This window comes from Nostoc sp. C117, assembly GCF_043099735.1.
Classification (GTDB): domain Bacteria; phylum Cyanobacteriota; class Cyanobacteriia; order Cyanobacteriales; family Nostocaceae; genus Nostoc.
Map to the genome: position 1 here is coordinate 3,263,155 of NZ_CP170991.1, position 23,291 is coordinate 3,286,445.

Annotated in this window: 22 protein-coding genes; 15 read left to right on the forward strand and 7 right to left on the reverse strand. The window is 42.3% G+C overall.

All coding sequences use genetic code 11. The features are described 5' to 3' along the window. Window positions 1-268: 268 nt before the first annotated feature. The gene (locus ACFG4S_RS14315) at window positions 269-1,423 is read right to left on the reverse strand and encodes a hypothetical protein (RefSeq protein ID WP_392535422.1); all 1,155 of its coding nucleotides are present in this window, start codon (window positions 1,421-1,423) and stop codon (window positions 269-271) included. A 270-nt stretch (window positions 1,424-1,693) separates the two neighbouring features. Next, window positions 1,694-2,644: an RpoD/SigA family RNA polymerase sigma factor gene (locus tag ACFG4S_RS14320; RefSeq protein WP_392535423.1), complete on the reverse strand. Its 951-nt coding sequence runs from the start codon at window positions 2,642-2,644 to the stop codon at window positions 1,694-1,696. A 757-nt stretch (window positions 2,645-3,401) separates the two neighbouring features. On the opposite strand from ACFG4S_RS14320, the gene ACFG4S_RS14325 reads away from it, so the two are divergent. Continuing rightward, window positions 3,402-3,479 (forward strand): element excision factor XisH family protein, encoded by a 78-nt coding sequence (locus ACFG4S_RS14325; RefSeq protein WP_392535977.1) that lies wholly within the window; start codon window positions 3,402-3,404, stop codon window positions 3,477-3,479. Window positions 3,480-3,724: 245 nt separating this feature from the next. Then, window positions 3,725-5,296 (forward strand): adenosine deaminase, encoded by a 1,572-nt coding sequence (locus ACFG4S_RS14330; RefSeq protein WP_392535424.1) that lies wholly within the window; start codon window positions 3,725-3,727, stop codon window positions 5,294-5,296. A 301-nt stretch (window positions 5,297-5,597) separates the two neighbouring features. Here ACFG4S_RS14330 and ACFG4S_RS14335 read toward each other — a convergent pair whose 3' ends face one another. Continuing rightward, window positions 5,598-6,860 carry a sensor histidine kinase gene (locus tag ACFG4S_RS14335; protein ID WP_392535425.1) on the reverse strand — a complete coding sequence of 421 codons (1,263 nt, stop codon included), beginning with the start codon at window positions 6,858-6,860 and terminating at the stop codon, window positions 5,598-5,600. 30 nt (window positions 6,861-6,890) lie between these two features. Next, complete coding sequence (locus ACFG4S_RS14340; protein ID WP_392535426.1) at window positions 6,891-8,777, reverse strand: ATP-binding protein; 1,887 nt, start codon at window positions 8,775-8,777, stop codon at window positions 6,891-6,893. 255 nt (window positions 8,778-9,032) lie between these two features. On the opposite strand from ACFG4S_RS14340, the gene petN reads away from it, so the two are divergent. The 6 genes from petN (at window position 9,033) to ACFG4S_RS14370 (ending at window position 14,211) form a co-directional block, all read left to right on the forward strand. Continuing rightward, a complete protein-coding gene (petN, locus tag ACFG4S_RS14345; RefSeq protein ID WP_012408302.1) occupies window positions 9,033-9,122 on the forward strand; it encodes a cytochrome b6-f complex subunit PetN in 90 nt (29 codons plus the stop codon). 7 nt (window positions 9,123-9,129) lie between these two features. Beyond that, window positions 9,130-9,291 (forward strand): hypothetical protein, encoded by a 162-nt coding sequence (locus ACFG4S_RS14350; protein ID WP_392535427.1) that lies wholly within the window; start codon window positions 9,130-9,132, stop codon window positions 9,289-9,291. 154 nt (window positions 9,292-9,445) lie between these two features. Further along, window positions 9,446-12,574 carry a GAF domain-containing protein gene (locus tag ACFG4S_RS14355; RefSeq protein WP_392535428.1) on the forward strand — a complete coding sequence of 1,043 codons (3,129 nt, stop codon included), beginning with the start codon at window positions 9,446-9,448 and terminating at the stop codon, window positions 12,572-12,574. A gap of 36 nt (window positions 12,575-12,610) precedes the next feature. After that, window positions 12,611-13,006 carry a hypothetical protein gene (locus ACFG4S_RS14360; RefSeq protein ID WP_392535978.1) on the forward strand — a complete coding sequence of 132 codons (396 nt, stop codon included), beginning with the start codon at window positions 12,611-12,613 and terminating at the stop codon, window positions 13,004-13,006. Continuing rightward, entirely contained in the window at window positions 13,003-13,464 is a 462-nt protein-coding gene (locus ACFG4S_RS14365) for a type II toxin-antitoxin system RelE/ParE family toxin (protein WP_392535429.1), read from the forward strand. The genes ACFG4S_RS14360 and ACFG4S_RS14365 overlap by 4 nt, the downstream gene beginning before the upstream one ends. Before the next feature lie 24 nt (window positions 13,465-13,488). Further along, on the forward strand, window positions 13,489-14,211 hold the full coding sequence (locus tag ACFG4S_RS14370) for an HNH endonuclease (protein ID WP_392535430.1): 723 nt from the start codon (window positions 13,489-13,491) through the stop codon (window positions 14,209-14,211). A 155-nt stretch (window positions 14,212-14,366) separates the two neighbouring features. On the opposite strand, the gene ACFG4S_RS14375 is transcribed toward ACFG4S_RS14370, so the two are convergent. The 3 genes from ACFG4S_RS14375 to ACFG4S_RS14385 all read right to left on the reverse strand — a co-directional run bounded on the left by ACFG4S_RS14375 (window position 14,367) and on the right by ACFG4S_RS14385 (window position 17,392). Continuing rightward, on the reverse strand, window positions 14,367-15,773 hold the full coding sequence (locus ACFG4S_RS14375) for an NAD(P)(+) transhydrogenase (Re/Si-specific) subunit beta (protein ID WP_392535431.1): 1,407 nt from the start codon (window positions 15,771-15,773) through the stop codon (window positions 14,367-14,369). Further along, complete coding sequence (locus ACFG4S_RS14380) at window positions 15,770-16,063, reverse strand: NAD(P) transhydrogenase subunit alpha (RefSeq protein ID WP_392535979.1); 294 nt, start codon at window positions 16,061-16,063, stop codon at window positions 15,770-15,772. The genes ACFG4S_RS14375 and ACFG4S_RS14380 overlap by 4 nt, the downstream gene beginning before the upstream one ends. Window positions 16,064-16,216: 153 nt before the next feature. Further along, window positions 16,217-17,392, reverse strand: coding sequence for a Re/Si-specific NAD(P)(+) transhydrogenase subunit alpha (locus tag ACFG4S_RS14385; protein WP_392535432.1), 1,176 nt, complete (start codon window positions 17,390-17,392; stop codon window positions 16,217-16,219). A 762-nt stretch (window positions 17,393-18,154) separates the two neighbouring features. Between ACFG4S_RS14385 and ACFG4S_RS14390 the strand changes: the two genes are divergently transcribed. The 7 genes from ACFG4S_RS14390 to ACFG4S_RS14420 all read left to right on the forward strand — a co-directional run bounded on the left by ACFG4S_RS14390 (window position 18,155) and on the right by ACFG4S_RS14420 (window position 22,540). Continuing rightward, complete coding sequence (locus ACFG4S_RS14390; RefSeq protein ID WP_392535433.1) at window positions 18,155-18,667, forward strand: DUF2808 domain-containing protein; 513 nt, start codon at window positions 18,155-18,157, stop codon at window positions 18,665-18,667. A 206-nt stretch (window positions 18,668-18,873) separates the two neighbouring features. Continuing rightward, window positions 18,874-19,008, forward strand: a complete 135-nt coding sequence (gene rpmH, locus ACFG4S_RS14395) for a 50S ribosomal protein L34 (RefSeq protein WP_392535434.1) — start codon at window positions 18,874-18,876, stop codon at window positions 19,006-19,008. Between the two features lie 25 nt (window positions 19,009-19,033). Beyond that, window positions 19,034-19,456: a ribonuclease P protein component gene (gene rnpA / locus ACFG4S_RS14400; RefSeq protein WP_392535435.1), complete on the forward strand. Its 423-nt coding sequence runs from the start codon at window positions 19,034-19,036 to the stop codon at window positions 19,454-19,456. Then, window positions 19,443-19,835 (forward strand): PH domain-containing protein, encoded by a 393-nt coding sequence (locus ACFG4S_RS14405; protein WP_392535436.1) that lies wholly within the window; start codon window positions 19,443-19,445, stop codon window positions 19,833-19,835. Before rnpA ends, ACFG4S_RS14405 begins: the two co-directional genes overlap by 14 nt. A 216-nt stretch (window positions 19,836-20,051) precedes the next feature. Continuing rightward, window positions 20,052-21,203 carry a membrane protein insertase YidC gene (gene yidC / locus ACFG4S_RS14410; protein WP_392535437.1) on the forward strand — a complete coding sequence of 384 codons (1,152 nt, stop codon included), beginning with the start codon at window positions 20,052-20,054 and terminating at the stop codon, window positions 21,201-21,203. Continuing rightward, on the forward strand, window positions 21,200-21,715 hold the full coding sequence (locus tag ACFG4S_RS14415; protein WP_392535438.1) for a protein jag: 516 nt from the start codon (window positions 21,200-21,202) through the stop codon (window positions 21,713-21,715). The genes yidC and ACFG4S_RS14415 overlap by 4 nt, the downstream gene beginning before the upstream one ends. Before the next feature lie 294 nt (window positions 21,716-22,009). Then, complete coding sequence (locus tag ACFG4S_RS14420) at window positions 22,010-22,540, forward strand: YceD family protein (protein ID WP_392535439.1); 531 nt, start codon at window positions 22,010-22,012, stop codon at window positions 22,538-22,540. The last annotated feature ends 751 nt before the right edge of the window (window positions 22,541-23,291 follow it).

Sequence of the window (23,291 nt, forward strand, 5' to 3'; positions counted from 1 at the left end):
GTATTGTATCAATCTTAAAGTTAAACCATATCATAGGGGGAATGTGTTCAAGTCACACCCCCTGTTTTGTTCTTTGAGGTCAGCTAAAATGACCTTGATTACAGTTTTGGACTTTTATATTTGCAGTTTCCAACAATTAGATAGAAACTGCGGCTTTGCATAATTGCGGGATAATTTGAGAATTTAGATCGAGACAGAATCACCCCATCTCCGCATCTTTGCGTCCGCGCATCAGCCCATTATTCAGCAATGCCGAAACTGCCTGATGTTACGGAGATGGAACTGCCACTCGATTACCGGGAACAATCTGTTGCTGATAGGAAAACACCTCTCGGCTACAGGGATTTACGATTACTTTGACCCAATTCACATCGTTGGTACCGTTCGCCGCATTGTCGCCAAATGTCTCGAGACGAGTGAAATTCTCGATGCGTCTGCCTTGAGCATCCAGAAATGGCTTGTCAATGCGCTGGTAGTGCGAGTCGCCATCTACGTAAACAACCGGTTTACGGAAAGCAATCACCTCATCGCGCAAAGCTAATAAAAAGCTCTGGAAACCGTCAGGCTGGCTATCGGTTTCAGCAAGTGTCTTTGGATCGCGCAAAGGCGCTCTGGTTCCGTCGGTGAGATCCCACCCCGGATTACCTTGGGAGATAAACATAACCGCCACTGAATTGCGTGCCTTTGCAGCCTGAAAGGTCTCTCTCATCCATGCAATATCAGCCGCGTTTCGCGCCGCATACTCTTGAGGGTCTGGCGCAGTGTCGCATAGGTTGTTGCACGAACCCTGAATATTGAGTGTTGCATAAGTAACCTTACCGACAGTCCAGCGACGGTTCTCAACACATGGCACTGCGGTGTCGTTTGCACTCAGACACAGGGGTGCTGTCTGCACCTCCTGGACTAGCCGACGCTGCCCCAGGGAAAATTTTGTGCTGAAGAATACCTGACGCTCGTAGTCAAGGCGCTCGCGTGAGTTGAATCCACCGTTTGAAGAGCGATCGCAGTCAGTCCAATCGTTGTCCCCTGGTGTGAAGGCTGCTGGTGATTTCAGGGCGTTGAAGTAGCCGAGTGCCTGGGTGTAGAGAGCATTATTGCAGGTCGTTGGCGTGACTGAGCCGGGCGTAGAGTTACCCGCCTTCAGGTCGCCGTCGTGGACTGTGAATGCCAGGTTTTGCGCGTTCATATCAGCAATGAGGTTTGGCACTCCCGTCGTCGCCTGTAGGTCTGAGTAGGGGAGATCGCCCCAAAGCCCAATAGCGTATGACTCGTTCTCGTCCTCATTCTCTTTCTCGCTGGCAATTACCAAACTCATTACGGAACTGACTAGGAACGGCACAGTCAGCGCCAGTAAACACATTTTACGTAGGAAACGCGCAGTGGTGACGCGTTGAAATAATGAGTAGCCAAGCTTTGTTGTCATCTATCTCTTAATTATTCTTTGAGTGGGTGAGGGCATTTTGGACAATTAGCCCCTGCCCACACCATTTCAGTTAGGTAATTTAGATTATCGGATTGTCGATGACAGAGAGATTATGGATTAGTTAAGAGTTGATTTTTTTACAGATACTTCACGGATACTTTACAGGTTCTATTTTCCGTTGGTAGCGTGGAAAAATATTTTGTTCCGCAAAGAGAGTTTAAGCTCTCAGTCTTCTGCACCGATAAATCAGTAAAAATAGTCATCATGGTACTAAAAAGATAAATACTGTGCAAGTTCAGGTTGTTGACGCCGCAGAATATTAATTGCTTGTACCTGGATTTGACGAACTCGTTCTCTACTAACATTTAAGCGTTGGCCAATTTGAGCCAAACTGAGCTGTTGATCGTCCTCAAGTCCAAAGCGCAAAGTCAAGACATCGCGCTGCATGGGTTTGAGTGATGCCAACAAGTTATTCATGTCTTGACGCAGAAGTTCAACAGCGATCTGTTCATTAGGTGAAATGGCCTCCGAAGCTAAGAGTTCACTAAGTTCGGTGTCTTGATTTTCTCCCACCTTTGAATCTAGAGAAGATGGCTGACGAGATGCACTAAGATATTCCCGAATCTGCTCTGGCTGTAGGTTTAAAGCTTGGGCAATTTCTGTAATAGTGGGAGTGCGACCAAGTGTTTGAAACAGTTCTCGCTGTACTTTCTTAATTTGATTTAGTTTTTCAGTGATATGAATTGGTAAGCGAACAGTGCGCGATTTTTCGGCGATCGCTCTGGTGATTGCTTGACTAATCCACCAGTATGCATAAGTTGATAACTTATAGCCGCGGTTAGGGTCAAACTTCTCCACACCTCGTTGCAAACCTATCGCCCCTTCTTGAATTAAATCCAAGAACTCCACATTGCGGCGCTGATACTTTTTGGCAATGGAAACCACCAGCCGCAGATTTGCTGTGACCATCTTTTGCTTAGCTCGTTTCCCTTGCTGAAGTATGTGAGTCAGTTCAACTTCGCTTTTGCTAAGATGTAGAGCTAATTCGCTCAAAGTTGGTTCGCGGTTCAATTGTTGGCTAAGGGCATCTTTGTCTTGCTCAATGACAATCATTTGCTGTACCTCCCTGCCATAAGCAATTTCTTGGTCTGCTGTTAACAAGGGAAACTGACCAATTTCTTGCAAATAAACACGAACCATGTCGGAACTGAGGCTGGACATACAACTTTAATGCTCTTTGATAATTAGACGAACCTAAAAGTATAAATCAAATATTTGAATAATTTTTCTCACTTTGTGTAAGTTGGCCAAGTTTTTTCCACAAGTGTGATTAGTTTTTTATCTTCCGTAAGCTTGTCAGTTCCTCAGTCGCAGCATTTTTGCAGAATATTTTAGCGATCGCATTAATGTCCCGCTTTATCAACAGATTTTGGGAGCATCTTAATGAGTGTAAAAACACACCTACCCTGATGAATAGAATTCGCGCGGCAGTTACTGATGGGGGAAACTCCCTTCTCTACGAGACGCTCCGCGTTCGCATAGCGTTCCGTTCGCGTAGCGTCTCGTAGAGAAGGAAAGGCGCTAGCCTCTCCCTTTGGGAGAAAACCGCACTGGCTTGGCTATACAGACAAAACCCACGTAGGTGGGTTTCAAATTCTTTGAGTCCACGTAGGCAGACAAGAGTTTGTGTAGCCGCTATTTCTAATCGCCTGGTATATTTGCAAAGGTGAGATGCTCTCCAGATTTTTGACAGCAATTTTATTGATGAAGCGATCGCTGTTTAGTAATCTGTCGCATTTGTTGCTGATGGTTGGGTTTACAGTATTTTTTTCAAACTCATAATTTAAACTGCGATCGCGCTATTCACAACTAAATATTACAGCATACATAAGGTTTTTAGTCTGTCAAATTTTAATTAAAATGTTCTAGTGCTGTGATTTATTAGCGATCGCTCAAGTTCCTCAACGCAACCCATAATATGGCAAAAGATTTGTATCACGAGCAAGTTAAACGCGTTGTTGAAAAAGACGGATGGCAAATAACTCACGATCCATAGGAATTGCGTATAGGTGGAGTTGAAATGTATCTAGTCATTGGGGCGCATCAGCTTATCACTATTTCAATAAACTTCTTGCAGAAGTCGGGAAAAGGGGACCCCACCTTTCCCTTTAACCTTTTCCCTTTTCCCACCTCTTGCAAAAAGCACTTTTGCAAGAGGTCTAATGCTTAATTACCGCAGATAAAGGCTAAAATAATGCGGAAATTTAACCAGATAATTCTGGCATGAAAAAATAAATCTATATGCATAGACGAGCGCCCTTGTATTTGTTTTTAGGAGTATTAACGAGTTCTAGCTGTTTCATCTTTAGCGTAGTAGCCCAAGTCCCATCTAATTCGCAGCAGTCCTCGACTCGGAGTGAAGCTGAAACTGCTAGTTGGTTTGAAGCCCATCGCGCCCAGCCAGCCGCTTTACGAGCATTTGTACAGCGAATGCCGAAGGGAGGAGATATCCACAGTCATCTAAGCGGGGCTGTGTACGCAGAACACTATCTGGAGTGGGCTGCCAGCGATGGGTATTGTGTGAATCCAAAGGCGGAGGTTTTAGTTGAACCTAAGGCTTGCGGTCAGGACAGTAGCTATTTTCCCGCCTCAGAATTGTTCAACCGAACATCTGTTTATGATTCCCTAATAAATCGTTGGTCTACTCGTAACCTCCAATTTGCCGGAAAATCTGGACACGACCAATTTTTTGAGGCTTTTAGTGGTTTTGGGACAATATCAGACTCTATGAGCCGTCGGGATGATATGGTCGCGGAAGTAGCAAATCGGGCAGCTTCGCAGCATATTACCTATCTAGAGTTAATGCTTACCGTTCAGGGCAGCGAGGTTCGACAGCTAGGGCGTGAAGTTGGTTGGAATAAAAATTTTGCTCTGATGCACCGTCAATTGCTCAAACGAGGATTAACCAAGCTAGTGACACTCGGCAGCCAGCAACTTGCACAGTTGGAGGGCGAAGTCTCGAAAACACTCGGTTGCGGTACTCCATCAGCACAGCCTGGATGTGCAGTGAAAGTGAGCTATTTGCAGCAAACGACAAGAACAAAGTCGCCCGTTGAAGTGTTTGCTCAGTTAGCTTATGCCTTTGCACTAGATTCATCAGATTCGCGGGTAGTTGGCATCAATCTTGTCGCCCCAGAAGACAACCCGATTGCACTGCGCGACTACACGTTACAAATGCAAATGCTGCAATTTTTCAAACGCCAATATCCCGATGTCAAGGTCGCCCTCCATGCTGGAGAGTTAACTCTGGGGTTGGTTCCGACAGAGGATTTACGTTTTCATATTCGGCAAGCTGTAGAAGTAGCACAGGCCTCTCGCATTGGACATGGTGTAGATATTCTTTTTGAGGAGCGTCCCTTCGAGTTAATGGAGCAAATGCGGCGACTTGGCGTGTTGGTCGAAATCTGCCTGACCAGTAATGAGGTTATTTTAAATGTTCAGGGAGATCAGCATCCTTTTATGGAGTATTGGAAGGCTGGAGTACCAATGACCCTTGCTTCCGATGATGAAGGCGTTTCCCGCATTGATTTAAGTCATGAGTATCTGTTAGCGGCAACAAGATATAGGCTGGGATATAAAGACCTCAAGCGACTGGCTCGCAACAGCTTAGAATATAGTTTCGCTCCGGGAAATAGTCTCTGGGAGTCCCCTGAGTTTAAGGCAATGGTTTCAGCTTGTGCAAGCGATACCCCTGGTGAAACCTCTGTTTCTCAAGGGTGCAGTGCGTTTTTGCAAAAGAGCGATCGCGCGCGGATTCAATGGCAGCTAGAGTCGGAATTTGCTCGGTTTGAGTCATTGCAGAACTGGCTTTGATTGATGCTCTCTAAGTCTGCAATCCATCGCCCTGGGTAAGGGCTTCGGGCTTGATATGGTCGCGGCAGGAAACAGATAGCGCAGCGGTAGCGAGTCCTTGAGCGTCGCGCAGTTTTCCTCAAGATATGGAATTTTCTTTTGAGCTACTTGAACCAGAGAAATAAGCGATCGCAACTAAAAATGCGATCGCCTAAAATATTCACTCTAAATAAAACTTAGATATTGGGTATTGAGAAAATTATTTCTTAGTTTCCAATATAATAAATCCTAGAGCCATTTTCTAACTAATTAAATGTTGCTCTTATGTGGGAATTTTGATGATAAATTCGGTTCCCATTCCTGGTTGAGAATTCACTTCTAATCCACCTTTGTGTTTCTCTACAACTATATCATAGGCAATGGACAAGCCAAGTCCAGTCCCTTTTCCAACGTTTTTGGTGGTAAATAATGGTTCAAACAAGCGTTTTTTCAGCCGTTCAGGAACACCAATCCCATTATCACTAATGCGAATTACAACTAATTGTTGAGAATCTATTTCTGTGGAAATTTTAATTTGAGGAACTATATTGCTCATTTTGCCTTGGATTATAGCTTCATCAAGGGCATCAATTGCGTTTGCCAGAATGTTCATAAATACTTGATTCATCTGTCCTAGATAGCAGTTGACTTGTGGTAATGCTCCATAACTTTTAATAACTTCAATGGCAGGGCGATCGCTATTAGCTTTGAGACGGTGTTGCAAAATCATTAATGTACTATCTAGTCCTTGGTGCAAATCAGCAGATATTTTAGCATCACTATCCGAGCGACAGAAGTTGCGGAGCGAATTAGAAAGCTTCATAATTCGTTGACTTCCTAGCTCAAGTGAGTTCAAAATTTTTCCCATATCTTCAAGAATAAAATTCAAATCCAAGTCGTCAATAACAGTAGTAATTTTGGCTGTTGGGTTTGGATACTCTTGTTTGTACAGTAGAAGCAACTGAGTTATTGCTGCAATGTATTCTTCTAAGGGTGGAATATTGCTAGAAATAAAGTTGATGGGATTATTGATTTCATGACCAATACCAGCGATTAACTCTCCGAGTGTTGATAGTTTCTCTTGCTGTACCAGTTTGACTTGGGCTTGTTGCAAAGCTTTAGTGCGATCGCTAACTTTTTGTTCCAAAGATTCAGTCAATTGTTTGAGTTGTAAATGCACCCGCACTCTGGCAATAACTTCTTCTTGGGCAAACGGTTTCGGGATATAGTCTACTGCACCAAGAGAAAATCCCTTTGTTTTGCTATCTGTATCTGCTAAAGCAGTGGTGAAAATAATCGGAATGTTTTGCGTAACGGGATTGGCTTTGAGGCGGCGACAAGTTTCAAATCCGTCAATACCCGGCATTTGTACATCCAGCAAAATCAATTCTGGTTGATTGCGTTCAGCTTGAGCGATCGCACTTTCTCCATCCACTGCAACACGAAAACGAAAACCCTCACTATTGAGTGCTTCGTAGAGGACAGATAAATTTGTCGGATTATCATCCACAATCAGAATAAATCCGGTATTGGCAGTTTTGTTCATGATGAATTGAAAACGAAAATTTCTCTGAAATTAATTGATATTTTGTTGAATAAAAATTTCCAACCGTTTGAGTTGGAAATTACTAGCAAGCTGGACAAGTTGCTGAGTAAAAACTCTTAGTTGCTGATTCGATGCAGAAAGTTGTTCGGCCATCTCCAAAATTGTTTGAATATCCCCGTCTTGTACGAGTTCGAGTAATTGTTCTAAAACCTCATTGGCAGGATAAATCATCTCATTTGCTTGTTCAGAATTACCTGCATAATTTTTTTTGATTGTGTCTAACTTACTGTCAAAAATCCATTCGAGATGTAAAAATTGTCGTAGCATTTCTAGTAGTGTTTCAGCTTCTACAGGCTTTGGCAGAAATGCATCTGCACCTAAATCAATACTCTTATACTGGTCGGCTGCAAACACACTGGCCGATGAAGCAATAATAGTAATCTCTTTAAATTGCTCAGATTGACGCAAGCGACCAATAAATTCAAATCCATCCAATATCGGCATCACTAGGTCAGTAATAATCAAGTCTGGTTTGTGTGCTAGAGCCTTTTCCCATCCTTCTTCGCCCTGACTAGCTTCTATAACAGTAAATCCAACTGGCTCTAGTAAATTTACAATTACCGATCGGTTTTCCCATTTGTCATCTGCAGTTAAAATGGTGCGCCTTTGTCCTTGATAACCAATAATGGTTCCTTCCTCAACCACTCTAGAAATTTTTGCCCAATCTTTAGATTCTGGGAATTTTGCCTCAAACCAGAAAGTGCTACCTTTACCTAAGGTACTTTGCACCTGAATTTGACCACCCATCAATAAAACAATTTTTTGGCTGATTGCTAATCCCAACCCTGTACCTTCAGATTGTCGTTTCTGATTTCCTACTTGCTCAAAGGGCTGGAAGATTTTCTCGGCTTGTTCAGGGATTATACCTGTACCTGTATCTATGACTTCAAAGCGAATTTTGTAGTTAGTCTCTTTATTAGTATTTGATTCTTGACCAATGACCTGAACTTTGAAAGTAACACTGCCTTGATTAGTAAACTTAATCGCATTACTAAGTAAGTTAATTAGTACTTGTCGCAAGCGTTTTTCATCAGCATGAATCCCTATTGGCAAATCAGGATCGAGTTGAATATGAAATGCGATCACTTTTTGTTCTGCTCGGATGCGACAAATTTCAGTCACACTATCTATAAAGGCAGGCAAATAGAAATCAACAGGATGCAATTCGAGTTTCCGAGCTTCTATTTTGGAAAGATCGAGAACATCATTAATTAGAGTTAAAAGATGGGAACCACATTGGTAAATAATGCCGACTCCTTTGCGTCCTTTCTCACTCAAAGATTCTGTGCGTTGGAGGATTTGTGTATAGCCGAGAATGCCGTTTAGTGGTGTGCGTAGTTCATGACTCATGTTAGCGAGAAATTCACTCTTGGCTTGGCTGGAGTTTTGAGCGACTTCTTCTGCAAGGCGTAGTTCTGTCTCAATGCGCTTGCGCTGGACGATTTCACTTGAAAGCGCTCGATTAATAGCTCCTAGCTGGGCTGGGCTAGGTAGCATTAAAGCTTGAGGCATGAGATAAATTAATGCAAATGCAGTGTATATCGAAATAATGGCAGTTAGAGCTTTTAAACTACCTGCAATCCAATAGTCTGGATGCCAAAGCGTCCAAATGTCCATTAAGTGTCCACTACCGCATGCAATGATAAAAGCACCAAATAACAAAAATACTCCATTGAAAGGAACATCTTTGCGCTTAGTAATAAAGTAAATCAGTAAGAAGGGAATAGAATAATACGCAAGAGCAATCGTCGCATCCGAAATAATGTGGAGCCAAACTAATCCAGTTTTCCAGAGATAACAATGTCCGTGGGGAATAAAACCGTTAGACTGGAAAGGAGCGTTAAAAAATGTCGGCATGATACTATGGGTTACTAGATTTGAAATATATACTCATTACCCTAGTATTCCCAAAGCATCAACTCTAAAGCGCGATCGCCATTTTTTTACATTCGTCTTTATGATTGCTTAAAGCCCTAGCCTATCAAGAAAAGAGCATGACTCAAGGGCAATCGCACGCAAAACTTACAATATCATTGATAAAAAAATCCCCGATGCCCAATCCCTGTATGATAAAGATTAGAAACCTTTTGTAATTATTTGAAAAGCGGGACTATGGAGATTTTGACACTAGGTTGGGTATCACTGTTAGTTGTGTTCACTTGGTCAATTGCAATGGTAGTGTGGGGACGTAACGGACTGTAGAGGCATTGTGGAAAGTCCATTCTTAAGTATTTTAGCTTTAGTTGCTGTGGTGCTGCTCGTAGTAGTCACTGGTGGTATTGGTTATTTGACCCTAGCAGATTGGCGCGATCGCCGTCGCCGAGATGAAGAAAAACGTACTACCCGCAGCGCCACTCCCAAGCGGCGATGATTCACTGGTGTTTAAAAAATGCTATTATAGGGACATGATATTATCATGTCCCTATAATATTTTAATCGGCGATTCCAAGTAGATAACTGTTACCTTTGCGATCGCTAGGGGAATTATGAGATAGAAACTTTTAATATTTAAAATTCCGTAGGGAATGGAAAACTCTTCTACTAATCAACCCATAGAACCAAATTCCGAACGGCAAGAATCTCATTTAGATGTGATATCCTCCTTAGGTCAGAATGAGCAACAAAAAGCTTTGTCTGGAGTTCTTGCCCGAATTCGCCAATCTCTAGACATAGATGCCATATTCAAAATTACAGTCACTGAAGTACGCCAGCTTTTGAAAAGCGATCGAGTCGGCGTCTTTCGTTTTTATCCTCATTTGGCATGGGAAGGAGAATTTATCTATGAAGATGTAGGAGCAGAATGGGGTTCAGCCTTAGCAGCTAAACTACGGGATCACTGTTTTGCTGAAGAATTTGCCGGATTGTATCAACAAGGTCGGATTAAAGCAATAAATGATATCTATCAAGTTAATGCCAGTGATTGCTACATCCAGATTTTAGAAAGATTTCAGGTACGTGCCAATATAGCTGCTCCCTTGTTGAAAGGTAAAGATTTATGGGGATTGTTGTGTATTCATCAGTGTAATAGTCCCCGACAATGGGAAGCATCAGAAATTGAGTTTGTCCAATTAATTGCCGAACATCTGGCAGTTGCTTTGCAGCAAGCAGATTACTTAGAACAAGTGAAGTTACAATCGGCACAACTAGCACAAGCAAAAGCTAAAGAAAAAGCGGCAGAATGGCAGAGAACTATCGCCATAACTATTGAGAAAATCCGTCAATCCCTAGACTTGGAAAGCATTTTCCGCACAAGCACCGCAGAACTTAGACAGTTGCTAAATGCTGACCGTGTGGCTATCTATCGCTTCAATCCCGATTGGAGTGGTGAATTTGTGTTTGAATCAGTGGGAGAGGGCTGGATCTCGCTGATAGATGAGCAATTGCAGTGGCCAGAATTGAGTGAAAATATCAGTGAATGTAGTGCTAAAGATTTAGCTCAACCTCCAACTCCTGATACTTACTTGCAAGAAACAGAAGGTGGTCGCTTCAGCAGGAGCGAGGTATATCGTATTTGTAATGATATTTACAATGCAGGTTTTAGTGACTGCTACATTCAAATTCTAGAAATCTATCAAGCCAGAGCTTATGCGATCATTGCGATTTACCACGGTCAAAAACTCTGGGGCTTGCTAGCAGTCTACCAGAACACGGGAAGCCGTGATTGGCAAAAAGATGAGGTATACTTACTCACCCAAGTTAGTACCCAACTAGGTGTGGCTTTGCAGCAGGCCGAATTTTTACAACAAATGCAGATTCAAGCAGCACAAATCAGCAAAGCTGCGGAAAGACAAAGGGCGTTGGCGAACACTGTCGAAAAAATTCGTCAGTCACTGGATATTCAAGCTATTTTTAAAACCACTACTCAAGAAGTCAGACGGCTATTAGAAGTAGAAAGAGTGGCGATTTATCGATTTTATCCTGACTGGAGTGGTGAATTTGTCGCTGATTCCATTGTTGATGGGTGGACGCCAGTAGTGAAGCCGCAACCTGTGACGGAACCCGTCTTTGTGCAAGGTACTGAAGCAGGTAAGTATGCACGTCATGAAGTTTTTGTACCAATTTCTCAAGGCGAGAAACTTTGGGGGTTATTGGTAGCTTATCAAAACTCCCGACCACGTTATTGGCAAGATGAGGAAGTCAACTTGTTAGCGCAAGTTGGCGTTCAATTGGGGGTAGCATTACAGCAAGCTGAATCCTTGAGACAGGTACAGGCGCAAGCCCAGAAGCTGGCCAAAGCCACCGAAAGAGAGAAAGCCTTAGCCGCAACGGTGGAGAAAATTCGCCAATCTCTTGATATTGACACTATATTTGCTACCAGTACAGAAGAAGTCCGACAGCTATTAGAAGTCGATAGAGTAACAATCTATCGATTTCGGGCTGATTGGAGTGGTGAATTTGTCGCTGAGTCCTTAGCCGAAGGTTGCATACCAGTCAGTGAACTTGTAGGTGCAATATCTACGACCGGCTACGCCTATGCAGATGATGACTTGCAAAGTAGCCAAGGCGGAGACTTTGCTAATGGTAAAGTTCTTGTCATTAGAGATATTTATAAGGCTAATTATTCTATTTCTCATATTCCCCCCATCGACCTAATTGAGGCTAGAGCATATCTGATTGTGCCACTTTTTCAGGGCGATAAACTATGGGGATTACTAGGAGCGTATCAAAATATTAATCCTCGTGATTGGCAAGAAGATGAAGTAGATTTGCTGATGCAAATTGGTACTCAGTTAGGAGTAGGACTTCAACAAGCGGAATTACTCGAACAAACTCAACGTCAAAAAGAAGAACTCACCCAAACTCTCAAAGAATTACAGCAGACTCAAAGCCAGTTAATTCAAAGTGAGAAAATGGCAGGTTTAGGACAATTAGTTGCTGGTATAGCTCATGAAATTAATAATCCTATTAGTTTCATTTACGGCAATATCACTTATGTGAATGAACATGCTGAAAATTTATTGAAATTACTGCAACTCTATAATAAACAGCATCCAGAACTAACAGAGGAAATTCAAAAGCAAGCAGCAGAACTAGATTTAGATTTTATTGCAGATGACTTACCAAAAATTCTCACTTCAATGACGATGGGGGCAGAACGGATTTCTCAATTAGTCTTGTCGTTACGCAGTTTTTCTCGACTTGACGAAGCAGAAATGAAACCCGTTAACCTCCATGAAGGTATCGATAGTACTTTATTAATTTTACAACATCGACTGCAACCAAATACTAATTCTTTGGGGATTGAGATAATTAAGGAATATAGCGATCTACCGCCAGTAGTCTGCTATGCAGCCCAGATGAATCAGGTATTTATGAATATTCTCAATAATGCGATCGATGCTCTAGATAACTCAGCAAATGCTGAACAAATAATTGACAATCCGAAAATTTGGATTAATACAAAAATCCTTGAACGGAATACTATTCTCATTTGCATTGCTGACAATGGTTGTGGTATTCCAGAAATGACGCGATCGCGCATTTTTGAACCTTTCTTTACTACTAAACAACCTGGTCAAGGTACTGGTTTGGGGCTATCTATTAGCTATCAAATTATTGTCGAAAAACACGGGGGTAGTATTAAATGTGTTTCTGAACCTGGTAAGGGCTGTGAGTTCTGGATAGAAATTCCCACGAAACCCAGAGTTAATTAAGAAAGAGCGTTGACGTTGGCGTAGCCTATTGTGACGATGCCTGGGTTGGGCTTTCCTACGCATTTTTTATCTTACGCAAAGGCGCAGAGGCGCAAAGGAAGAGAAGAGAGCGATGGCATTTTGGTTTCGCGCAAAGTCGTAGAGAAGCGATCGCCTACTCCAAATCTTCTATACTTGTACTATGTAAAGGTAATCAAATTCTCTATGATTACAAGCACTAATACCCAAATGAAAAGCAGTGAATACCCATTTGCTCAAGAATTAATCACAGATACTCAAGGTAACATTCGTAAAGTAATTATAGATTTTGAAGACTATCTACGCTTATTAGAAGCGATTGAAGATGAAGGATTGATATTAGCAATCAAGGAAGTACAACAAGAAAGACCATTAAATATTAATGAGGCATTAGCTGAATTAGAAAGAGAGTGAATACCCAGTATCTACCCAGTTTTATTAAGGATTTAAAAGCACTCAAAAGTACACCTTACTATGAGGCGATTAAAGTACTTGGTTTTGAAGAAATATCACAAATAGCTAACTTGGAAGAAATTACTAATATTAAAAAGCTGCAAGGATATGATGATATTTATCGTATTCGTATAGGTGATTATCGAATCAGGATTATATTTGATGGTGAAACACTAATATTTCAGCGTGTGTTACATCGTAAAGATATTTATCGCTATTTTCCAAAGTTAGTTATTTTGTGGAATTCAGCGATCGCTCTTTGGAGTTTTGGCGATCGCTTTTTTGTTTCGCGCAGAGGCGCAAAGAAAGAGAAAGAGCGATCGCATGGTGTAGATTTGGAGGTGCGATCGCTCTTTTTAGCCCCATTTTTAGTGCAGATGTACTATATTCATAATGTTGCTCTACCCCACCTACAATAAATTTTAACTGGAACAAGATAAACAATGGCTAAACAACCTAAATCCGGAAGATGTGTACATTGTTTACAAAACGTGGAAGATTTGACAAGAGATCATATTTTCCCCTTTGCTTGGTATCCAGATAATACTCCTGAAAATTTGCAAAGATGGACAATTCCATCGTGCAAACAATGCAACGAGGAATATGGCAGATTAGAAGAGGATCTACTATTGAGACTAGGTATTTGTATTGATTCAGAAGATGCAAAGTCAAGCGGAATTACAGATAAGGTATTGCGTTCAATAGATCCAGACTATGCAAATGATAGAAGAGAAAAGCGAATAAGAGAAAGAAAAAGAGAGAAAATAAAAAAAGAAATCGTTAGATGGGAAGCAATCCCAACTATAGGTTTCCATCCAAATTTTCGAGTACAAAGCAATGTTTACTATCGAGAATATCCATCTATTCCAATATCAGTCGATAAGTTAGAACGATTGTGTCATAAGATAGTTCGCGGTATAACTTATTTTGTTGATCAGACTTTTATAGAAAACAATTTTGAGATTCAATTTTTTACTGTAGATGATAAAGCTGCTCAACCCATACTAGAAAAATATCAACAATATTTGGAGACATACGATCGTCCAGGTATTAAAGTAGTACGTGCTATGATAAGTGACAATCCAGATGCTGGTTTTTATGCCATAGAAATATGGGGCAGATTAAAAATGTACGCTGTAGTAAAGCCAAAGAAACTGTCATGCTGAATGCTATGAATAGTTTATGCAGGATAAACAGCAAAATTTCAATTTCCAAAACTCCCTTTATTTGACTAAAAAACTTGCCTCAGAAGCATCACACCCCCAAGGCAAGCCAACTCTCTAAATTCTTTACTCCGCGCTCTCTGCGTCTTGGCGGTTCGTTAAAGTTGCTTCACTTCCGAAACCAACTTCGACACCATATCCTTCGCACTACCAAAAAGCATCGTAGTTTTATCCTTGTAGAACAACTCATTATCTACACCGGCAAAACCCGTACTCATCCCGCGCTTAATCACAATTGTCTGCTTCGCCCGATCTACTTCCAAAATCGGCATACCATAAATCGGGCTATTTGTATCACTCCGCGCCGCCGGATTTACCACATCATTTGCCCCAATTACCAAAGCTACATCAGCTTGATCGAACTGGGGATTAATATCATCCATGTCGTACAACTGCGTATAAGGCACATTTGCCTCAGCCAATAACACATTCATGTGCCCCGGCATTCTTCCGGCAACGGGGTGAATTGCATACTTAACATCAACGCCCATTTTTTCTAACTGATCCGACAATTCACGGACGCTATGTTGTGCTTGGGCAACTGCCATACCATAACCAGGTACAATTACCACAGAACGAGCATAACCCAACATCATCGCTCCTTCTTCGGGATCGATGCTGCGGACAGTTTGATCGATCGCACCACCACTAGCAGCAGCACCACCAGAACTAGATCCTGTACCAAAAGCGCTGAACAGCACACTGAAGAGAGAGCGGTTCATTGCCTTACACATAATCTCGGTGAGAATTAACCCAGATGCTCCCACCAAAGCCCCAGCGATGATTAACATATTGTTCATCACCACGAAACCAGCAGCAGCAGCAGCCACACCTGACAACGAGTTCAACAGCGAAATTACCACTGGCATATCGCCGCCACCAATAGGGATGACAAACATCACACCCAACACTAAGGAAATAGCTACTACTCCTAAGAATATCGGTAAGCTATCCGGTGTAATGATTAAATAGGCACTGCCTACCAAATAACCACCGAGAAGTAAAAGGTTAAATGGTTGTTGGAAAGGAAATGTAATCGGGGAACCACTGATTAACCCTTGCAATTTGGCAAACGCGAGAAAACTACCAGTGAAGGTAACACCACCGATTAACACATCCAACAGCATGGAAATGTTTACATCTAGGGGTACGGGTGCGCCAGTATCCAATAACCGCCAGAATTCGGCAACGGCGACTAATGCCGAAGCCGCACCACCTAAACCGTTGAGTAAACCCACCATTTGGGGCATTTCCGTCATTTGGACTTTGTAGGCAACGATCGCCCCAATTCCCGATCCAATCGCCAAGCCCAACAATATCATCTCGTAGTTCAACACATGCTGATCCAGCATTGTCGCCACGATCGCCAGCAGCATCCCCACCGCTGCAATGACATTACCATTCCGTGCTGTCGCTGGTGAACCCAGCTTTTTCAAACCAAAAATGAATAAAGATGCAGCGACTAAATATGTCAGCTGAATGCCAGTTGGTAAAAAGTCGCTCACGCCTTAATCTCCTTCTTCTTGAACATTTGCAACATTCTGTCTGTAACGAGGAAGCCACCGACAACGTTAACTGTAGCGAATATAACGGCAATTAAGCCGAGAACCACTGATACACTTGTCTCTCTAGCACCGGAAGCCACTATTGCCCCAAGTACCGAAATGCCAGAAATGGCGTTTGAGCCTGACATTAAGGGAGTGTGTAGCGTCGGTGGTATTTTGTTGATGACTTCAAAGCCGATAAAAGACGCCAGAACAAATACAAACAAAGCAGCAAGTAATGCCTCTGTCATGAAATCAAAACTCCTTGTGTAAGTGGGCATTGGGTATGGGGTATTGGGCGTTAGGAGTGCTGAGTGCTGTTAGCGGTAGCGGGGCGTTTAGCCCGTGCTGAGTTAGGAGTTAGTATTATCCCTCTGCCCCTCTGCCCCTCATCTCCCCAGTCCCTAATTAACCGCCGGTTGTTGAGTATTCAAAGCTTGTAGCGCATCCCGCACTCGTTGATTGCGAATTTCACCTGCGTGGGTAACGCAAGCTGCATCAACGATGTCGTCACCAAAGTTTATCTCCAAAGCTTTCTCTTTGTTAATCAGCAGTTGAATCAACGATGTGACGTTCTTGGAATACAATTGGCTGGCGTGGACTGGCATTGAAGATGGTAAATTTATCGGTCCGATAATTGTCACGCCGTTCCACACAATATCTTTGCCGGGTTCAGTACAAGCGCAGTTACCACCTTGATCGGCAGCTAAATCTACAATTACTGAACCAGGTTTCATCTGTGCCACCATTTCTTCGGTAACCAGACGTGGTGCTTGTCTTCCAGGTACTTGGGCGGTGGTAATCACCACGTCAGAATTTTTGACGTGTTCGGCGACAACTTCTTGGGTACGTTGTTTGCTAGCCTCAGAAATTTCCTTGGCGTAACCACCTGCGGCGACGGTTTCTTCTTCTAATTTGACTTCAACGAATTTCGCCCCTAAGCTTTGCACTTCTTCTTTGACGGCGGGACGTATATCAAAGGCTTCTACCACTGCACCCAAACGTCTAGCGGTGGCGATCGCTTGCAATCCTGCGACACCAGCACCCATAATAAATACTTTCGCTGGGGCGATGGTGCCAGCGGCTGTTGTTAACATCGGGAAATATTTCGGTAATGCCGCTGCGGCAATCAATACTGCTTTGTAACCTGCTAGTGAAGCTTGGGAGGACAAAGCATCCATACTTTGCGCCCTGGTGGTACGGGGGATCATTTCCATACTCAAGGCGGTGACTTTGCGATTTGCCAATTGCTGCGCTACCACAGGATTTCCCAAAGGATTCAGAAAGCTGACTAATACAGCTCCTTCCTTTAACAAGTCAACTTCATTCCGTCCATCTTCTCGTTCTTGAGGTGGGCTGACTTTCAGCAGGATATCTGCTTGGCTCCATAATTGGGCAGAATCGCTGATTATCGTTGCTCCTGCTGCTTCATAGGCGGGATCGCTAAAAAAAGATCCCTCTCCTGCACCCGATTCTACCCAAACTTCCAAACCTTGTTTTACCAATCGGGCAACCATGTCAGGAATTAATGCCACACGACGTTCACAAACTTCAATTTCTTTAGCAACTGCTATTCTCATGAAATCTCCTGAAGATAAATACTTAATCTCTGCCAAGTAAGCGATCGCCCCAATCAGGCATATTTCGCACTCTTAGTACTTAGGCAGGAACATCAGCCATGATTTTTACTAGTAGATTGAACCTTGAATCTTTCCTCTCCCACTCTTAGCTTTCCAGGCAAAGCCTGACTTTGCACCTCGCAGATGTCATATTTTCAGATAGTTGCAAACAGGGTTACGTATTGCACATCCTATGTTGATTCCCAAATTTTGCATCTTTATCTTCAGCTTGTTTTCGGGATTGAGAAATTGGGTATTCCTTTCTTATAGAGTAATATTGACCAAATTTTTGAAGCTTGATAATTTCCAAATCAAATTTTAATGATTACGACTTTCATTCCAACTTATTTTAATCAATTTATCTCACCTTAACTGGCGATCGCAGATCGTATGGCTCAATTTTTATAACAAAACTCTCAAATTTAGATACACTTATACATATTCAGAAACACAATCCAATCTCAACTGTATTTTCATCTAGTTCACAATTTGACCAACTTACCAATCAAATCAAGACTCTGTAAGGATAATCAAGTCACTTTACTAAAAGTTAAATTTATTACTAAGCAATTTTACAGTTCCTCAAACCTCAGGAAAAATGGCACTTTTTCTTAAGATTTAACGTCTTATTGTCAGGAAGTGAGTAGTAAAGTTTAGTAACAAATACTAACACACAGTTATTTTAGATAACAGATTTATATTTTTGGTGGAGGAAGCCCAACTATGCGACGTTTAATTTCTGCTTTAGCTGTGACTAGCTGCTTACTGACTGGATTTCCTGCCCTGACTTTGGCAGATAGCTTACCTGGATTTACGCTCTTTAGCGGCGTCAAAGCTGAAAATCAACTGCCGTTTAGGTTAGATTTTGGCGGAGAAGCTAATGGTTGGGATCGATACAGATTAAGGATTCCAGCCCAAAGGATGAAATTGGCAGTTGGTCAATTTGCCATTAGCTACCCTGATTATTACAAAGGAACTTTTAACCCCAAAAAAATTGAGGTACGAGTCAAAGATAAAGCGGTTAAGCTTTCTGAGGTTAAGTGGGACAAAGAAGGTAAGCTGATTAGTATTTTTCCCGAAGAGCCTGTACCAGCAGGTAGCGCCGTTGAGCTAGTCTTCTCTGACGTACACAACCCAGCTTTTGGTGGAATGTATTATTTTCGCTGTCAAGTTCTCTCCCCTGGCGATGTGCCACTACTACGCTATATGGGAACATGGATTTTGACCATAACTTAAGTTTGGGGAGTGGGGAGATGGGGAGACTTGTACTGAGTTTCGACTACGCTCAACGACCGCAAAGCCGAAGTATGGAGAGCGGAGGGGCAGAGGAGATAATCCTAACTCCTAACTCAGCACTCTTTTGTCATATTCCCAATTCACCGTTAGAGTGGTACAATAAGAGATTGTGAGTTTTTATAAAAATCACCTAAGAGGAGAACAGTATGCAAAGAACACTAGGCGGTACTTCCCGTAAGAGAAAAAGAACCTCTGGTTTTCGCGCTCGGATGCGGACACCAAATGGTAGAAATGTGATTAGCGCCAGGAGAAAAAAGGGACGCCACCGTTTGAGCGTTTAGGGCATATCAAAGTAAAAGAGTATCTGTGGCTTTGCCCAAGGCAAATCGGCTAAAATGCCGAAAAGATTTCCAGGCAGTTTTCCGGGAAGGAGTTCGGCGTCATGGCTCTTATTTAACATTAAGAGCCTTAAAGCCTTTATCTTCAATAAGATCTTCTTTGGATACTGACACTAAAAATATACAAGCAACTGACTCAAGACATCTTGCCAGCACGCGAATTGGCATTTCAATTAGCACAAAAGTCAGCAAAAGGGCAGTAGTTCGCAACCGGATAAAACGGCAAATTACTGCTTTTTTGCACAACTTGTTGCCCAAATTATCACCAGGATGGCGGCTAGTGGTAGTTGTAAAACCGACAGCAGCAGATTCTAAGTGCGTAAGCCCACAATTTCTGCAAGAATTAGAGCAGTTGTTGGCACAAGCTGAGGTATTCGATGGGCATTCGTGAAGACGTATATTATGAAGGTGGCCCCCATATTGGGGATCTAATTATTAATCTGCTGATTGGACTAAGTGTTGTTGGAATACCATTGACAGTCGGGGCAATAGTCAGAGCATTGTGGCTGCGCTTCCGCATCACCGATCGGCGAATTACCGTGACAGGAGGTTGGCAGGGGCGCGATCGCACCGACGTAATTTACTCAGAAATTGTCAAAATCGTCAAAGTCCCCCGTGGCATTGGTTTGTGGGGAGATATGGTGCTAACCCTAAAAAATGGCAGTCGTCTCGAATTACGGGCAATTCCCAAATTTCGGGAAGTCTATGACTACATTAATGAAAGAATTGCTGCCAAAAATCCCGAATATACTGGCGCTGGGAACAAGTAATGGGATGAGGGGGATGAGGGGCAGAGGGGCAGAGGGGCAGAGAAGATAATACCAACTCCTAATTCTTCACTCAGCACGGGCTAAACGCCCCGCTACCGCTAACAGCACTCAGCACTCAAAATGTATGGCTATCCGTAGCGAAGGATAGTCGCACATAAGTCATGATTTAGATAAATTAGATTCAGTTATACAGTACCTCAGGTTAAATTCAGAATAATGGATTTTGGTATCGGCTTTCTCTCGAACAACGTGATGCTGCCAATCATAGATTTTTTCTATGGAATTGTGCCTAGCTACGGATTGGCGATCGTTGCTTTGACACTGATAGTCCGCTTTGCGCTCTATCCCCTGAGTGCTGGCTCAATTCGCAATATGCGGAAGATGCGAATTGTACAACCTCTGATGCAAAAGCGGATGGCAGAAATCAAAGAGCGCTATAAGGACGATCCGCAAAAGCAGCAAGAAGAAATGGTCAATGTTCAAAAGGAATTTGGCAATCCTTTGGCCGGCTGTTTTCCATTGCTAGTGCAAATGCCGGTTTTATTGGCGCTGTTTGCCACTTTACGGGGTTCGCCTTTTGCAGGTGTGAACTACAGCGTTAACCTGCAAATCCTTCCCTCAGAACAAATCGAACAGATTCAACCCCAAGCCTTTGCCACTGCTCCTCAAAATATTTATGTTGCTGATGGCGAACACGTTAAAGTAGCTGCAATTCTTCCTAGCGGCAACAAATTAGCCGTGGGCGAACAAACTAAAATACAATATCAGACTATTGAGGGCAAGCCATTTCAGGTTCTCTTAGCAGAACACCCAGAGAATAAGCTGATTCCTGATTGGAAAGTCACCAAAGGCGAAGATAGAATCAAAATTGATGCCCAAGGGAATGTAGAAGCGTTGCAGCCTGGAGATGTTACTATTCAAGGAACAATTCCTGGACTAGCGGCAGAAAAAGGCTTTTTATTTATTGATGCTTTGGGCCGGGTTGGTGCAACCGATCCAGATGGCACAATCCATTGGGATATCGTCGCCATGATTGTCTTCTTTGGAATTAGCCTTTATGTTAGCCAAATGCTCTCCGGGCAAAATTCCAGTGGTGGTAATCCTCAGCAAGATACAGTTAACAAAATCACTCCAGTGATCTTTTCTGGAATGTTTTTGTTCTTCCCTCTGCCAGCCGGGGTGTTGATGTATATGGTGATTGGTAACATTTTCCAAACCGCACAAACTTATCTTCTATCCCGCGAACCCCTACCAGAAGAATTGCAAAAAATTGTAGCAGATCAAGAGAAAGAGGCAGTAGTCACAGAACAAAAAGCATTGCCCTTTGAGCCGAAAAGCTCTAAGAAAAAGGCTACAGGGGGATCATGAGCAAAATTCTTATGGAGCGAGGCCAGGAGTGGTTAAAAACACTGCTGGAAATCAGTGGAATTCCGACTGAGATTCACGGTAATTTAGAAACTGCTCAACCTCAAGACGGGGATTCCCCAGAACCAGATAACTACTGGTTGACAATTGATGAAGCAAATTTGACACCAGAACAAATACAAGTCTTAATTGGTGCTGATGGTTCTGTGCTAGATGCGATTCAGTATTTAGCTAATTCGGTTCTCAATTTGAGCCAATCCGAAGAAGGACAAGCTTCTTACACCATTGAGTTAAATGGCTACCGTGTCAAAAGACAAGCCGAAATTCGCGGATTAGCAGAAGCAGCAGCCGATGAAGTGCGCTTTTCTGGTAAGGAAGTGGAAATCAAATCCCTCAGTTCTGCTGAACGGCGTCAAGTTCATACTTTCTTAAAAGACTTTGGAGATTTGGAAACCTTCAGTCGTGGCAAAGAACCACATCGTCATTTGGTTGTGCGTCCAGCTGGGTTGGAATGAGTTAGGAGTAGAGACGCGATTAATCGCGTCTGTACATTAGCAGTTAATTGAAAAGTCATAACTGTATAATTTCAAAATTTCTATTATCCCTAAGAGATAAAATAAAAATGTACTAAGCTGTTACGCATTTAATTTGTACATTTAGCTGATGACTGATGACTGATGACTGTTAACTATTAACCGTCAACAGTCAACGACCATCAAGAGTGTTTATATATTTTAGACGCGCATCAGCTTATCAGCAATTGGGCTGATAATCACAATAAATGTTAGTGAGGATGTCTCACAAATCCTATGGACGCAATTTATATTCCGCAGCTAACCAGAGCATCGGAGCGGACAGAGGAAGTTCAAGTTAACGAATTTCTACCTGGTCTGGAAACCTTGACACCAGTTCGCGGTCGTGTGCATGTCCAACATCATGGCAATTACCTGGAAGTGTCCGGTCAAGCAGAAACAATTATTACTTGCACCTGCAATCGTTGCTTGCAGCAATACAATCGACGTTTAGGGCTGGATACTAAAGAAATCATCTGGTTAGAGGAAACTGCAAATCAGTTAAAAGACTTGCCTTTAGAAAGGGAAGTAACTATGGAAGATTTGGTAGAAACCTTACCACCTGATGGTTATTTTCATCCTAGCGAATGGCTGTATGAGCAGATGTGTTTAGCAGTGCCTCAGCGCCAACTGTGCGATCGCAATTGTCCAGGTATTCCTGCAAGTAGTACTGTTTATAGTTCTGATACTTCTGATACTTCTGAAACTCCAGTTGATAACCGTTGGGCTTCTCTGGAAGCACTGAAAAAGCAACTTCCGGGACAGTAACATATGTTATTACACATCACTTGTTTGGTTTTAGTCTTACAACTTATGTAGTAGTTTACTAAGCTAATCTATGACATTTCTATAGAAACTCGGCCTCTCTAAGAAGCCGGGTTTCTTCAGTTTTACTTGGCAAAATAAGTTAAATTGTCAATCAAGAAAAAGACATCGATGCAAAAGACACGATCCGTCATTAATCATATTAACGATATTACTTAAGTCATGATTCAGTTAGCAAATTTGATTCACGGTGTGATGAGTTAATATTGACCCTCAAACCAAATGAAAATCCTGTGCGGACGCTAAACAATCTCTTTGCTTGGCGCTCACCAGGCGCGCCCTCTCCAAGTGGCAAAAATAAAACACCTTACATTGATGTGAGAGGACATTTAGGAACTCAGAAAGAATAAATTTTTCAGAAAAATTCCATAAATAATATTGGTAGCAATAATTCTTGAAACTGAATCAGCTACACTCAGAGCCAAATAAGCTGTTACGCATTTAATTTGTACATTTAGCTGATGACTGATGACTGATAACTGTTAACGGTCAACAGTCAACGACCATCAAGAGTGTTTATATACTTTATCCCTCTTTTGTCACTTTGGGAGAATCCAATCGCTCAAACGGTTATGGGTCTTTAATTTCTACTTTTTGTCTAAAAATTTTAGTTTCTGTTAGAAAATAAAGCCTCAAACCTGGATTGAATCAAAGTCTCAGAATTTGGCTGAGATAAAAATCATCTCCCTCAAAT